Raw genomic sequence first — 14,315 nt, 5'->3', positions numbered from 1 at the left:
AAAAATATCGATTACCTGAGCTTCAGCAGGGATAGTTATTAAGGAAAAGAAAACTGCAAAACCAAGCAAGGTATGAAATACTTTAAATTGAAGGGGGGGTTTTTGATTTACCCGATATTAAATTAGTCATCAATAAATACCCGTTTTAAGCCAGTAACGCATTTTGCTTTTAAACTGGGATTTTTCTTTTTTGTAACAAGAAGTTTCTCCATATGAGAACCAAATTGTTGTCCCATATCAAAAACAATACGCGGATCAACAAGATAAATCATATCGGATTTCACAAAATCAGCGACGGTCCTTTCTTCATTAACACGTTTATTGGCAACATGAAACGCAACCGATAGTTCATTGCTATTGGGATCAGTAAAAATATTATCAATACGTATCAAGTAAGGCTCTCTGACTTGGCCAACAAATCTGACAACAACATGCTGATATATAAAGCGTAAAAATTTGTTTCCTTTACTCCACTTTTCCATCTTTACATCCTGAAACTTATTTTTTAGTGCGTAATTTTTGATGCACTTCTAATATTACCCCAATAACAGTGTATAAGTTTTCATCAAAAATTTCTATCGGCAACTTAGGATTAATTGGATACAAATAGATTTGATCGCCTTCCTGAACATATTTTTTTATCAAATAGTGATGGGGGTTATCGTTCTTTTTAATCAAAATATAGGAACGATCGTCAGGAGCTATATCTCGGTTTATAATCAGTAGCGAATTTTTCTGGAAAGTAGGTTCATACAAGTCCGTATTAAGCGCAAGAGTGAAATAATCCCCGGCAATATCATTTGGAATCCAACGATACCATTCCTTTGTCATTTGTTCAGGATGACTCAATTCAAAAATTGGCAATGCCTGAGTTGTTGTCAATCGTTGAGAGATGCCTTCACGCACCATAGGTTCCACACCAAGCAATTGTTCAATAGTGATGCCAAAGTAATTTGCGATTTGCAATAAAGTACTTGCTTTAGGATCGGTAACATCTCCATTTAGGATGCGGGTAATTTTATTGGTCGGAATTCCTAGTTTTCGTGCAAGGGCAGCCGGCGTGAGTTTATTTTCACGTTCAATTAAATCTGTCAGCGTTTGCGCCAATGAGAGTTGATTAATATCGTTTAAAAGAATTGTCGACATACCTTGACTTAGTTACATTAATGTAATAGTTTACATCGATGTAACTAATTACACTGATGTAAAAGTAGATATTAACACATCTGACGAAAATATCACGTAGTAAGAACTTACTAAACAATTTTTAAATTCATAACACAATAATAATTGTGCGTTATTACAGGAGTGCCATCTTATGAAGTGCCAGTGCAAATTCAAGGTCACTATTTATAAAGGAATAATTGACTATTTATTGTCATCGACACACTTTACCTTAAAGGATATTGCTAATCATACAGGGGCACCGATCAGCAGCATACGTTCAATTTATCATGATCAAACGATACCCCCACATTTTTTGTCCGAAATAGCTTTAACAAGGCTTTATCAGATTATCCTCGACATTCAAATGAACAAAAACAAATTGCATAGCGATAGCGAATAGGAGTCGTTCACATGAAAACACTGGATATCAATCAGGCGGCACAATTTCTTGGTGCACATAGAGAAACTATTAGACGTATGGCTGCCACTGGGAAATTACCAGGTGTCAAGGTTGGTAGAAGTTGGATTTTTTTAGAACAAGATCTTGTGATGCATATTAGAAACAAGTACTCTAGCTGCGATGCGTCGCAGGGTGTCCATAATAGGAGTAGTAAAACATGGCACTCTACAAAAGAGATGGGATCTGGTGGGTTGACATTTTCCACCAAGGAAAACGAGTACGTAAAAGTACTGGGACTGAAGTAAAGCAAGATGCTGAATATTTTCATGCTCAATTAAAACATGAGTTATGGACGGAAAAGCAAATAAAATCAATCCCCAATAAAACATGGATGGACGCGGTACTTCGATGGCTAGAGGAATCTGCGCATAAACGCAGTCTGGAAACGGATAAAATTCATTTAGCTTGGCTCGATCAACACTTTCGAACAAAAAAATTAACAGATATTGATCGTGACTTAATCGAATCTATTGCAAAAAAGAAGGAGCAATCGAATGTCTCACCAACTACGGTTAATCGGGTTTTGGAGTTAGTCAGAGCCATTTTAAACCGTGCTCAAAAAGAGTGGGGATGGTTAGAAACATTGCCCGTTATCCGAATGAGAAAAGTTGAAAATAGACGTATTCGTTGGCTAACACAGAACGAAGCTAGTCAATTATTAAAAGAATTGCCAAGCCACTTAAAGGACATGGCTTCTTTTACCTTAGTGACCGGTCTTCGGGAATCCAATGTGACTCAACTAAAATGGAGCGAAATTCATTTAGAAAAAAAGCATGCGCTTATTCATGCAGATGAATCTAAATCAAAACGCCCCATTCCTGTCCCATTGAGCCAACAAGCGATTGCGATATTAAAAGACCAAATAGGTAAAAATCCTACTTATGTTTTTACCTATCAGGGGCAGCCGGTGACACGCTGTAACAATCACGCGTGGCGAAAAGCATTAGAGCGTGCAGGCATTAGTGATTTTCGTTGGCATGACTTACGCCATACTTGGGCAAGTTGGCATGTCCAAAATGGTACACCGTTACACGAGCTGCAACAACTGGGTGGTTGGTCAACTTATGAAATGGTGCTGCGTTATGCACACCTTTCTAGTGAGCATTTAAGAACGGCGGCAGAACGTATTCATGATGTGTCTTTACCCGCGTAGTTGGTTTTTATGACACAGGTTTATGACACGTTTTTGCCACAGTAGCTTGGTTTTTATGACACAAATCAGAGCTAAGTCTTTGATAAATATGGTGCGCTCGGAGGGACTCGAACCCCCGACACCTTGGTTCGAAGCCAAGTACTCTATCCAGCTGAGCTACGAGCGCAATAAGGTAAGAATTTGATACATTTTCTGCATCTATTTCTTTGGTTGATAGCTGGAAACCAAAATGGTGGGCCGTATAGGATTCGAACCTATGACACAGAGGTTAAAAGCCTCCTGCTCTACCACCTGAGCTAACGGCCCTAAAGAGCTAAATATTTAAAACAATACTACAAAACTGGTGGGCCGTATAGGATTCGAACCTATGACACAGAGGTTAAAAGCCTCCTGCTCTACCACCTGAGCTAACGGCCCTAAAGAGGCTCGAATCATACCGGATTAAGATAGAATTTCAAGTCTTTTTATCATGTTTCTCATATTTTTGTTATTTTTGTGGTTATTTTTTGTTTTTGAGGACAAAGAATTAACAAAAGTGGGATAAAGTTATTAATTTTTGATTTGTAAAATAGATGTTTTTTTCAGAAGCTAAAATCGTACAATTGTGTACTTTTAAGCGGCTTTCTAAAATTTGGACCTTATGATTTGCAGTAACGATTAAGATTACGTCTGAACCTAAAGCACCACAACCTTTGATGGCAAGTATTTCGGCATATTCTTTAAGTCGATTTATCAGATTTAAACTGTGCTCTGCGACTAAATTCAAATCAACTAATTTTTTATGATAATTATTAATAGTTGCAATTAATTTTGTAGAATCAATTTGCTCAAATGCTAGCTTAGCTTCATCAACTAAAGCAGATAAATGGTCAATCTGATCGGGTAGGGCAGTGGTTTGTAAATGATGATGTGTTGCAAGCTTTACTCCTGTATGAATAAGAAAAAAAGACAGCTCTTGGAAGGGCCACCCATAAGATTGAATCATTTTTTTTTGTTGATTAACATAAACACAACCATCTTGTGCTTGCGCTATAACATCATACCCACTAGGCTTGAGTCCCGTACCTACCCATGATACCTTATAGTAAGCATTGAGCATGTCATCTAAATTAGGTTTCTTTTTTTTGAGAAAGCAGCTTGCTAAATAGCTTGCTAAAAATTGTGCACTGGATGCACCTAACCCCCCTCGTTTTGCATATGGATCATTCCAAATTAAACCTTGATCTAAGTGTTGCTGTTGCCACCATATTCCTGCTGGAGATTTAGGGTGAATTTCTGATGGTTTATTGCTTTCAGACGTTAAGATAAGCTCAAAACAAGGGGATGTGGTTAAAAGAATCGCTGATGCTCCGGCTAATGCAGCGTATTCTCCTAATAGAAATGTTTTTGCAGGAATTAGCCATTTCATACTGCAATTGGAGTTTGTCTGATTTTTGCCAATAAATCATGAGCGTTATTTAGGCTGATTCTTTTATGTAAAGCAAGCCACTTTTGTAAATGCTCTTTAAGAAGGGGCATTTCACTTTCATTAGCTCCTGCAGCAAGGAGCAAATTGTCGATATGAAGTTTCATATGTCCTTGAATAATGCCTTCAGTGCATAATGCCTTAATTGCACCTAAATTTTGTACAAGGCCTACTGCAGCAATAACTTGTGATAGTTGGTTTGCAGAAGAAATATTCATCATTCGTAAACACATCTGAGCTGTAGGATGGAGCGAAGTAACTCCACCTATAGTACCTACTACAATAGGAGCTGTAAGTTGGCCGGTGAGAGTGCCGTCTTCATAGCGCCAACGCGTGATTGCCTGATATTGCCCATTACGGGCCGCATAAGCATGTACTCCTGCTTCCACTGCTCGCCAATCATTGCCCGTTGCAATTAAGACAGGATCAATTCCATTCATTACTCCTTTATTATGCGTGGCTGCTCTATAGGGATCCATTTCAGCAAAAAGAGAGGCCTCCTGGAGCTTTTGGCCAAGTATTGGATCAATGGTATGAATGGTGACTTGGGCTGTAGTTAGTTTTTGGTCGTTTAGGTTGGATAAAATGCACATGGTGACTTCTTCACCTGTTAACTGTTCTATAGGTGTCTTTAAGTATTCAAGTACTTGATTAATAATATTAGCACCCATCGCATCGCAGCTATTCATTGTTAAATGGATGACAACCATCTCTTGACCGTCTTCTCTTTTAAGCAGACGTAGCTGCAGATCAACAACGCCACCACCGCGCTTTACCATATTCTCTGCTACATCTTTATTTGCTTTGCTAATCAAATAGGTGCGATTTTCATTAAAAATTTGAGAAAATTTGTTGAAGTCTCTAACTTTAGCTAATTGGATTTGGCCTAAAATGCATTCACCTTGTACCCATGTTTTTATTTCACCACATTGTCTGATCCATTTAGCTGATTTGGATAAAGCGGCAATGATTGAAGTTTCTTCAACAGCCATGGGAATAACATAATCATGTCCATTAATATTGAAGTTAGTTGCTACACCTAAAGGAAGCTGAAAGTAGCCTATAACATTTTCAATGAGTTTATCTGCCAAGTTTAAATTTTTTACACCACCACTTTTAAGAAAAGCAACATCGTCTGCAGTGATTGCACCTAAGGCTAGCAAGCGTTTAAATCGTTCTTCACGTGACAGCTTTGAGAATCCGCGGAATAGTTCATCAGTATTAGAAGATAAAGGCATGCTTTCTCCTTGGGTTAGCCGGCATTAACGCCAAGTTTAATAAGGTCGTTTTTGCATTGTTCAAAGTGGCTGTAGTCGTCTTGCATACCTAATTTTTACGTCTTAGCGAAAAATGAAATAATTTTATCATAAAATAGGGAAGCAAACTACCTAAAACTCATCGCTTATATGATTTAGTTGTATTATAGCCAGATTTTATTTATATTGCTTGTGTGATAATAAGGAATAGTAAATTTATTCGTCATCAAAACCATTTTAAAGTTCTTGGTTTTAACGTTGTGTGCTTATTTAACACTTCCTATTCGATACCGTTTGTTTTATAAATCAATGACAAATTTTCTAAACAATATTCAATCTATATTTTTCAATGGATTATATTTTTTGTTTTAAAAAATCAAAGTTCTTTTAATACAATGAATCACAACCCGTAAAATGTTTTTATTTTAATTTTATGGTCTTTTTTTTGTATTCAGTGTAAATTAATCGCTCTTTACAATTTGGACAAGGGAGATGAAATGGGAAAACGTGCTCAAGCCGAAATGAAATCTTTTATGTTGGCTGAAAAAAGACGATTGGAAGTGATTGAACAATTCAATAAATGTGAATCCCATGAAGAATTTTCCAAAAGTTTAAAAAAATATGAAGAAAAGAAGGGAAAAAAATTTTTTGTTATTTCTTCCAAATTAACTGAATACCACGTACAACGACTAAGAAAACTGGATGAGGAAATAAGCCAATTAAAAACGAAACTTAAAAAACAATTTTCTTCACCTTCCGAACACGTACAACTACAGCAAATATCTCCAACAAAAGTCGAGATCGTTACTTCTTCTGAGCAAATACTCGATGAACTGGCATTAGCTCAGGAAATGCAAGAGTATTTGTTAAGTAGACAGCTTAATTTAGGTGACGATAAAATAGTTTTAGTTAAAGAGATGATAGCAGGCATAGAAATTTCTGAAAGGGGCTACGAAGGAAGTCAGCATAGTGATGTTACTTTTAGTTCAGAAGAAGATATGCAAGAAAGCTTTGTGGCTCCTCGAACTAAAAGAGAAAGAGAAGTCGATCTTTTGCAAGTTAAAGCTCAGTTAAGAGCCCTTAAGTTGAAACAAGAAGAACTTGAGGCTACGTATCAAGAAAAGCTTGATAAAGGAAAGCAAGAGCAGGCTGACAAATATCAAAAAGCGTCTAAGGCTGCGAAAAATATTTATGGCGAAATTTCTCGTTTAGCAGAACAATACATCAACGATGGGAATTTAGATGCTTTTAAAAGCAATAGTCAAAGCATGCTAGCAGAAGACAATGATAATGTAAAAATATTACAGGAACACCGAGGTTGGAAATTGTTCTTAACTAATTTGCTTGCGCTTGTTTGTACTGCTGGACTTGCTCAAGCCGGATATTCTCTCTATAAAGGACAACTTTCATGGCTTAAGCCTGCGACTGACGCTGGTAAAAAGGTTGAGGATCTCTATACATCAATTAATACAATTGCTGTGACTGCTTAAAAGACTCAGCTTAAAAATTTACTTCGCCTGGCTCTACAGCAATGTAGTTTGTAGGTGAAGCTAGATTTATAGCATGGTATAACGCTATAAACTATCAGAATAACCAAGCATTGTGATACTATAAGCCATAGCTTTTGCTCTTCTGGAATATTCGTATTATTCTTGGGATTATTTTTCAAAATAGATAATTATGGTACAAAATAGCGCGCAAATTACTTTTGATAAAAAACATATCAGATTTCACTGTACTGGTGTTTGGGCTGTTTTGCAAATTGACGGTTTGGTGAAGCGATTTAGTGCGGGTGAATTACCTAAAACTGAGAAAGTAACAATCAGTGGGGAAGGGATTAGTCATTTTGATAGTGCCGGTGCTTTGGCCCTAATGAAGTGTATCGATAAGCTGGAGCAACGAGAAAACCAAGTTGAATTAACCGATTTTACCGAAAGACAACAACAACTTTTGGATCTCATTAAATCAAAAAAAGACGTTTTAGATTATCATATTCCTTCAGCCCCCAAAGAAAACGTATTTTACCAATTAGGTAAAGAATCAGAAAATAAATTTCGTCAAGTAGATGGTCTTCTTGTTTTAGTGGGTGATTTAACTACGAAAATAATAGAAGCATTTGGTAATTGGCGGCGGTTTCAGTTACCGAGTATCATTTCAAATGTCTATACTACCGGAGTAACTGCTTTACCTATCCTTGCTCTGCTTTCCTTTTTAATTGGAGTTGTTTTAGCATATCAAATGGGCCTACAGTTACAAACATATGGGGCTAACAGTTTCATTGCTTATCTATCAGGTATGGCTATTTTTCGTGAATTTGCTCCGCTAATTACGGCAATTATTGTTGCTGGAAGAACTAGCTCTGCTTTTACAGCTCAAATTGGCAGTATGAAATTAAATGAAGAAGTGGATGCTCTACTCACTATGGGACTTTCCCCTACAGAGCTATTAGTGCTACCTAAGGTTATTGGATTATTGATTGCATTTCCTTTATTGATTTTTTGGTCTGATCTTTTTAGTATTTTAGGAGCAATGATCATGTCCAATAATATGTTAGGCATTAATTTTATTGATTTTTTGCAACGACTAAGAGATTCCGTTGGGCTTTCACAGTTGAATTTAGGACTTTATAAAGCACCTGCTTTTGCATTATTAATTGCTTTGGTAGGATGTTTTCAGGGGTTTAAAGTTGAAGCAGGGACAGAAAAAAATATTGGAAGCCAAACAACTAAAAGTGTAGTACAAGCACTATTTCTGATTATTATTGCTGATGCAATATATTCAGTTATTTATAGCCGGATGCATTGGTAAATGAGTGAATCCATTATTGAAATTAAAGGGCTGAAGAACTACTTAGGTGGTCAATGGGTACACTCTGGTGTTGATTTGACTGTGCAGAAAGGAGAAATCTTAGCTATTATTGGCGGTTCTGGCAGTGGAAAAACAACAATATTACGTAGCGTGTTGATGTTAATGAAGCCGACAGCTGGTGACATTAAAGTATTTGGTCAAGATATTAGCCATCTTGATGCTCAAGAAGCACTTTCTCTTCGTCGTCGCTGGGGTATGCTTTTTCAACATAGTGCTTTATTTTCATCAATGACCGTACTGGAAAATGTGATGTTTCCTATGCAAGAGTTTACTAATCTTGAACATGAATTTATGCATGAATTGGCTTTATTAAAAATTGCTTTAGTTGGGCTTCCTCAAGAGGCAGCGGGAAAATTACCCTCAGAATTGAGCGGGGGAATGCAAAGAAGAGCCGCTGCGGCACGCGCTATCGCTATGGATCCAGAGTTATTATTTCTGGATGAACCCACCACGGGTTTAGATCCGCTGAGTGCAAGACGTTTTGATGATTTAATTGTTTTTTTAAGAGACTCATTAAAGCTTACTATAGTTATGGTGAGCCATGATATAGAATCCTTAAAAAGAACTACAGATCGCGTAGCTTTTATTGGTGATGGAAAAGTTTTAAGTATTGAACCCATTAAAGAATTAATGAAAAATAAGCATAAAATAATTGCAGATTATTTTAGTAAAGTGTAACTGGAGATAATATATTTGGAAACGAAAACCAATTATACCATAGTGGGCGTGGTCGTACTTATATTGCTTGTGGGACTTATAACTACAATGTTGTGGTTATCCATTGGTTTTAATCAAAAAAAATATACTACTTATACAGTTTATATGCATGAGGCTGCTTCAGGCCTTACTCAGGATGCTTCAGTTAAATATAACGGGGTCCAGGTAGGCTATGTTAAAGAAATAAGATTAAATCAAAATGATCCCAGGCAAGTTGAAATTTTGTTGGATATAGAAGAAGGAACTCCTGTTACCACAAGCACATTTGCCACTCTTAATTCTCAGGGGATTACTGGAGTAACTTATATTGGTTTGAGCGCAAGTACTTCTAATTTGACTCCTATACGAAAAATGCCTGGTGAACCGTATCCAGTTATTCCTTCAAAACCATCTGTTTTTAATCAATTGGATAGTATTTTAAAAAAGGTATCCGAAGATATGGGTATTGTGACTACCGAAGCACAACGTATATTTAATGAAGAAAATGCAAAACATATAAAACATATACTTTCGAATATTGATAGTTTTTCTAAAGATATTGCAAATAATGGTAAAAATGTAAATGTTTTTATGGATAATCTCGCAAAAACTAGCCGCGATTTTCCACACGTGCTTGAAGAGTTAAAAGTGGGGATATCCAAGTTTAATCTTATGGCAGAAAGTTTGAGTAAAGCTGGAAATAGCGTATCAAACACAATGAAATCAGGAAAAAATACACTCGATAAAATCTCCCAGGAATCACTTCCACCAGCAACCATTTTACTGCGTCGATTGAATGTAATTTCGGCAAACCTCGAAAAAGTGAGTAGTGAAATGAGGCAAAATCCTGCGGTAGTAATTCGTGGAAGTAAACCTCCACATCCCGGGCCTGGAGAATAAATAATGAAAAAACTGGCTGTTTGTCTTATGGGTTTAAGTGTCGTAATACTTAGTGCATGCTCACCTGTTAAAATTTCTGTAAAAGATCAATACCAATTAAGTGCCTTTAGTGCAAAGCAATTGGCTAAAAAACCTATACCCATTACTTTATTGGTTACTGCTCCTGACGCTGCTGGGGGCTATCAAACGGAACAGATGCTCTACATAAAAAAACCTTACGAGCTTGAAGCTTTTGCAAAAAATGCATGGGTAAATCCTCCTGCTGATATGCTCTATCCTTTAATCTTGCAAAGCCTACAAAAGACAAATCTTTTTGAAGCAGTCACTTCTAATGCATATGCTTTAGGTGCAGATTATCGATTAGATACCCAACTGCTTTTTTTAAATCAAAACTTTCTCAAAAAGCCTAGTGTTATTGAGTTCTCGGTGAAGGTTGTTTTAACCCATGTTAATGATAATAAAATATTAGGTTCACACATTATTAACTTAAGAGTTCCATGTCCAAGTGATACACCCTATGGTGGTGTAATTGCAGCTAATAAAGCAACACAACAATTTACGGCGGAACTGGCTCATTTTGTGGTGTCTCATATAGCGCATTAAGAAGGATGAATCAGCATAAAGTGCAGGGAATTACTGTAGCCAAAAAATCAAAAGGATTGTACAATGTGCCTCCATGAGCCCTTTATGGGAATCTAACTAATAATAAAAAGAAAAGAGGAGATTGAGGATGAAAGCCAGATCATTATGTAAATTAGGTCTGCTTGTAGCGAGCGTTGTTTTAGTAGCTGCTTGTTCTAAAGCACCAGGCAGTGCTGATGGGGCTGCTTTGGCTGAAGGCGAGGCATCTGCTCAAGGCCTAGGGCAATTTACCCATTTTGCTGGCCAAGAACCAGGAGAGTCTTACACTACTCAAGCACCTCATAATCAATTGTATTTATTCTCTTACGATGATAGTAATTTGGCTCCAAAATATTTACCATCAGTTAATGCTCAAGCTGAATACTTGAAGACACATCCTGGTGCTCGTGTATTATTGGCAGGACATACCGATGAGCGTGGAAGTCGTGAATATAACGTAGCTCTTGGTGAGCGTCGTGCAAATACAGTGGCTGATATTTTACGTATGGCAGGTGTTAACCGACAACAAATACGTGTTGTGAGTTATGGTAAAGAGCGTCCAATTAATTTAGGACATGATGATGCGTCACATGCACAAAACCGACGCGTAGAATTTACTTATGAGGCAACAAGATGATTTATTGCAAAAGACACATTATCGCTGCAGGCTTTATGTTTATGCTTCCTTTGACTGGTTGGTCAGAGGCGCCTGTGGTTGATGATAGTGAAAATTTTGCGATTATTGAAGGACAACAGGCGCAAGAAGCGCCTGTTGTTGGTTCAAAATATGATGATCCCCAAATTGAAAGTGGACAATTTGATTTAGCACAGAATGAAAATTACTCTATTGATAATTCTCAAGATTATGATGGACCTGCACTTGCTAAGGATGATCATCCAAATGATTCAGAAAATAATCTTACTGATAATGCAAAACTAATTGATAAGATTCAAATCTTGCAACAAGAAATACAAGAGTTGAGAGGTCAATTGGAAGTGCAAGCCCATGATTTAAAGTTATTACAGCAACAACAAGTGGCTTTTTATAAAGATTTAGATGCACGCTTAAGTGGAAATAGTTCCTCTAAGCTGGCATCGGGTAAGCCACCAATAGATCTTGATGTAGGCTCTAAGGAAACTATTTCCAAGACTAATACACCTGCAGCAAAAACCGAAACGAATACAATGGCGACAACACCAGTCTCTGTGCCTATTTCTCGTGCAAATCCAGCTGACGAACAAATTAGTTATTTAGCTGCTTATGAATTAATAAAAAATAAACGTTATGATGATGCTATAACTGCAATGAATTCTTTTGTACAAAAATATCCCAAAGGGGGTTATACTGCTAATGCTCAATATTGGCTGGGGGAACTTTATTTGGTTAAAAAAGATTATTCAAAATCCATTGCGCATTTTAATACAGTTTTACAACAATTTCCTACCTCAAGTAAGTCTGCCGCAAGTATGTTAAAGGTTGGATATGCCTATGCGGAACAAGGTAATAAGCAAGAAGCAAAAAAATTCCTGCAACAAGTAGTTAGAGCTTATCCTAATACACCTACAGCCCAACTAGCGAGCTCAAAATTACGTACGATATGAACATAAAGAAATTTAATTTTTAGTTTGAAATGCAGCCTGGATTATGTGAAAAGGGATACCGTTTTAGCCTAAACCCTTTTGTGCCATCGAAAGATTATATTTTTGAATAAGGCTTGCATGTTGATTGAAAAGCTATGTTTAGGTCAGTGAATAAGGAAAATAAAGAAGCGGTAGCTTATCTATGTTTATGTAGGCGCGTTAACAATTCATTCTGCTTCCCTCAAATAGGGGCATAAAGCGCAACACCTCGACGGTAGAAGCCAATTGTCAACAGACCCTAATACCCAAGGAGAAATATTATGTATTGGCTTGCTCATGCTTCAGCTAATATTGCTTTAATCAAATACATGGGAAAAAAAGATGACAGTTCAAATGTCCCAGCTAATTCATCATTGTCTTATACTTTGAATGATCTTATCAGTACTGTAAGACTTGAAAAATTAAGTTCAAAAAAAGACCTTTGGGAGCCTCTGATTGTGCCTGGAGGTATTGGAGAGTTAGTTATATCTGCTGAGGGACAAAAAAGATTCCTTGATCATTTGGCACGGATAAAGGCACATTTTAATTATGAAGGTGGTTTTTTAGTGCAGTCATGTAATAATTTTCCACATAGCAGTGGTATGGCAAGTTCTGCTTCAAGTTTTGCAGCATTGACCCGTTGCGCTTCAATTGCTTTAAGTGAGCTCACCCAAAAGACTATACCGTCTGTAGATGAGCAAGCCCAATTAAGTCGGTTAGGATCAGGATCTTCTTGTAGATCTTTTTATTCACCCTGGGCTCTATGGCAAGAGAATAAAGTGGAGGCTGTGGAGTTACCTTATCAGCAGTTAATTTATCAAGGTATTGTAGTAAGTAATAAAAAGAAGGAAGTACCCTCTAGTGAGGCACACAAACGAGTAAAAACGAGTTCGTTCTATGCAACCCGCGCACAAGAGGCTGAAGAAAATTTAAAACTTTTATTAAGTGCCTTGATATCCAAAGACTGGGCTTCTGCTTATCAAATATGCTGGCATGAATTTCAAAACATGCATCGTTTATTTCATACTTGTGAAGAGCCCTTCTCTTATATGACGGAAAATAGCGTAGATTTATTGCATCATTTGGAAGATTTTTGGGATAAAAAAGGTGATGGTCCTATAGTGACAATGGATGCGGGACCAAATATACACCTATTGTATCGGCCAGAGCAACAAGATTTAGCACGCGAGTTCAAACGTGATTATCTAGTAGGTAATTATGATGTTTTTTGATTTTGAAACTACAACATATGGCAAATGGATTTTGGCGGGTGAACATGCTGTAGTGAGGGGGCATCCCGCACTGGTATTTCCGATTAAGGAAAAAAAATTAACTTTAAGATATTCTGCTTCAGCCCTAACTTTAAGTGCGGATTATGACGGTAGTAGTGGTGCTGATATGCATCTTTTATTCTGGAGTGTTTTGGAACATGGAGTGCAATTATTAGGGCGCTCCATAAATCAACTAGGAGGATATTTCCATTTAGATAGTACTATTCCTGTTGGTACAGGAATGGGGGCTTCTGCTGCTCTTTGTGTTGCGATGAGTCGTTGGTTTTGTGCGCAGAAAATGTTAGATTTAAGCCAATGCAATGTTTTTGCTAAAGAATTAGAGCATTTATTTCATGGGAAAAGCAGTGGATTAGATATTGCAGGTGTTGCTGCGGAGGGAGGAATTTATTTTAAAGCAGGTAATGCAGTGCCTGTCCAACAAAAAATTTACCCCAAGTTTTTTTTATCATCATGTAAACAAATTGGAATTACTTCTCACTGTATTAACCAGGTACAAAGTTTATGGGATAAAAACGCCAAATTAGCAGAACAAATTGATCAACAAATGGTTGAGGCAGTAGAGGAAGCTAAAAATGCTTTAGAAAATAGTGAAGTAGATGCGATGCTTTCATTAACTAAAGCGATTGAAAAAGCAGGGGATTGTTTTTTTCAATGGGGATTAGTAAGTGAGAGCCTACGGCAACATATGAATCGATTAATAGCAGAGGGTGCATCAGCTGTAAAACCCACAGGCTCAGGAGGAGGAGGATATGTACTGAGTCTTTGGGATAAACAACCACCTGACTTTCTGGAATTGCTCGGTACTTAATATGCAAAA

Annotated in this window: 15 protein-coding genes and 3 tRNA genes; 11 read left to right on the top strand and 7 right to left on the bottom strand. The window is 37.1% G+C overall.

Annotated elements, in window-relative coordinates:
* Positions 1 to 122 precede the first annotated feature (122 nt).
* Positions 123 to 482, bottom strand: a complete 360-nt coding sequence (locus tag Lsan_RS13995; protein WP_006871073.1) for a hypothetical protein — start codon at positions 480 to 482, stop codon at positions 123 to 125.
* Between the two features lie 16 nt (positions 483 to 498).
* A complete protein-coding gene (locus Lsan_RS13990) occupies positions 499 to 1,146 on the bottom strand; it encodes a helix-turn-helix domain-containing protein (RefSeq protein WP_006871074.1) in 648 nt (215 codons plus the stop codon).
* 432 nt (positions 1,147 to 1,578) lie between these two features.
* Between Lsan_RS13990 and Lsan_RS21710 the strand changes: the two genes are divergently transcribed.
* Entirely contained in the window at positions 1,579 to 1,872 is a 294-nt protein-coding gene (locus tag Lsan_RS21710) for a helix-turn-helix domain-containing protein (RefSeq protein ID WP_080448973.1), read from the top strand.
* Positions 1,785 to 2,780: a tyrosine-type recombinase/integrase gene (locus Lsan_RS13985; protein WP_058514823.1), complete on the top strand. Its 996-nt coding sequence runs from the start codon at positions 1,785 to 1,787 to the stop codon at positions 2,778 to 2,780. The genes Lsan_RS21710 and Lsan_RS13985 overlap by 88 nt, the downstream gene beginning before the upstream one ends.
* 89 nt (positions 2,781 to 2,869) lie before the next feature.
* Here Lsan_RS13985 and Lsan_RS13980 read toward each other — a convergent pair.
* The 5 genes from Lsan_RS13980 to Lsan_RS13960 all read right to left on the bottom strand — a co-directional run bounded on the left by Lsan_RS13980 (position 2,870) and on the right by Lsan_RS13960 (position 5,483).
* Positions 2,870 to 2,946, bottom strand: a tRNA-Arg gene (locus Lsan_RS13980).
* 64 nt (positions 2,947 to 3,010) lie between these two features.
* Positions 3,011 to 3,086: transfer RNA gene (locus Lsan_RS13975), tRNA-Lys, on the bottom strand.
* Positions 3,087 to 3,121: 35 nt separating this feature from the next.
* Positions 3,122 to 3,197 (bottom strand) — tRNA-Lys (locus Lsan_RS13970).
* Between the two features lie 109 nt (positions 3,198 to 3,306).
* Positions 3,307 to 4,188, bottom strand: coding sequence for a mevalonate kinase family protein (locus Lsan_RS13965; RefSeq protein ID WP_058514822.1), 882 nt, complete (start codon positions 4,186 to 4,188; stop codon positions 3,307 to 3,309).
* Positions 4,185 to 5,483, bottom strand: a complete 1,299-nt coding sequence (locus tag Lsan_RS13960; protein ID WP_058514821.1) for a hydroxymethylglutaryl-CoA reductase, degradative — start codon at positions 5,481 to 5,483, stop codon at positions 4,185 to 4,187. Before Lsan_RS13960 ends, Lsan_RS13965 begins: the two co-directional genes overlap by 4 nt.
* Before the next feature lie 515 nt (positions 5,484 to 5,998).
* Here Lsan_RS13960 and Lsan_RS13955 point away from each other — a divergent pair.
* The 9 genes from Lsan_RS13955 to Lsan_RS13915 all read left to right on the top strand — a co-directional run bounded on the left by Lsan_RS13955 (position 5,999) and on the right by Lsan_RS13915 (position 14,306).
* Positions 5,999 to 6,991, top strand: a complete 993-nt coding sequence (locus tag Lsan_RS13955; RefSeq protein ID WP_058514820.1) for a hypothetical protein — start codon at positions 5,999 to 6,001, stop codon at positions 6,989 to 6,991.
* Positions 6,992 to 7,181: 190 nt separating this feature from the next.
* Positions 7,182 to 8,309, top strand: a complete 1,128-nt coding sequence (locus Lsan_RS13950; protein ID WP_058514819.1) for an MlaE family ABC transporter permease — start codon at positions 7,182 to 7,184, stop codon at positions 8,307 to 8,309.
* Positions 8,310 to 9,047 (top strand): ABC transporter ATP-binding protein, encoded by a 738-nt coding sequence (locus tag Lsan_RS13945; RefSeq protein ID WP_058514818.1) that lies wholly within the window; start codon positions 8,310 to 8,312, stop codon positions 9,045 to 9,047.
* A 15-nt stretch (positions 9,048 to 9,062) separates the two neighbouring features.
* A complete protein-coding gene (locus tag Lsan_RS13940) occupies positions 9,063 to 9,965 on the top strand; it encodes an MlaD family protein (RefSeq protein ID WP_193392719.1) in 903 nt (300 codons plus the stop codon).
* A gap of 3 nt (positions 9,966 to 9,968) precedes the next feature.
* On the top strand, positions 9,969 to 10,568 hold the full coding sequence (locus tag Lsan_RS13935; protein ID WP_058514817.1) for an ABC-type transport auxiliary lipoprotein family protein: 600 nt from the start codon (positions 9,969 to 9,971) through the stop codon (positions 10,566 to 10,568).
* 127 nt (positions 10,569 to 10,695) lie between these two features.
* Complete coding sequence (gene pal, locus Lsan_RS13930) at positions 10,696 to 11,223, top strand: peptidoglycan-associated lipoprotein Pal (protein ID WP_058514816.1); 528 nt, start codon at positions 10,696 to 10,698, stop codon at positions 11,221 to 11,223.
* On the top strand, positions 11,220 to 12,188 hold the full coding sequence (gene ybgF, locus Lsan_RS13925; protein ID WP_058514815.1) for a tol-pal system protein YbgF: 969 nt from the start codon (positions 11,220 to 11,222) through the stop codon (positions 12,186 to 12,188). Before pal ends, ybgF begins: the two co-directional genes overlap by 4 nt.
* Before the next feature lie 299 nt (positions 12,189 to 12,487).
* Complete coding sequence (locus Lsan_RS13920) at positions 12,488 to 13,438, top strand: diphosphomevalonate decarboxylase (protein WP_058514814.1); 951 nt, start codon at positions 12,488 to 12,490, stop codon at positions 13,436 to 13,438.
* Positions 13,428 to 14,306, top strand: coding sequence for a mevalonate kinase family protein (locus Lsan_RS13915; RefSeq protein ID WP_058514813.1), 879 nt, complete (start codon positions 13,428 to 13,430; stop codon positions 14,304 to 14,306). Before Lsan_RS13920 ends, Lsan_RS13915 begins: the two co-directional genes overlap by 11 nt.
* Positions 14,307 to 14,315: the final 9 nt, after the last annotated feature.

Source organism: Legionella santicrucis, from assembly GCF_001468135.1.
GTDB classification, from domain to species: domain Bacteria; phylum Pseudomonadota; class Gammaproteobacteria; order Legionellales; family Legionellaceae; genus Legionella; species Legionella santicrucis.
Note: the sequence above shows the minus strand (reverse complement) of the source record. Positions and strands in the feature narration are given on the sequence as shown.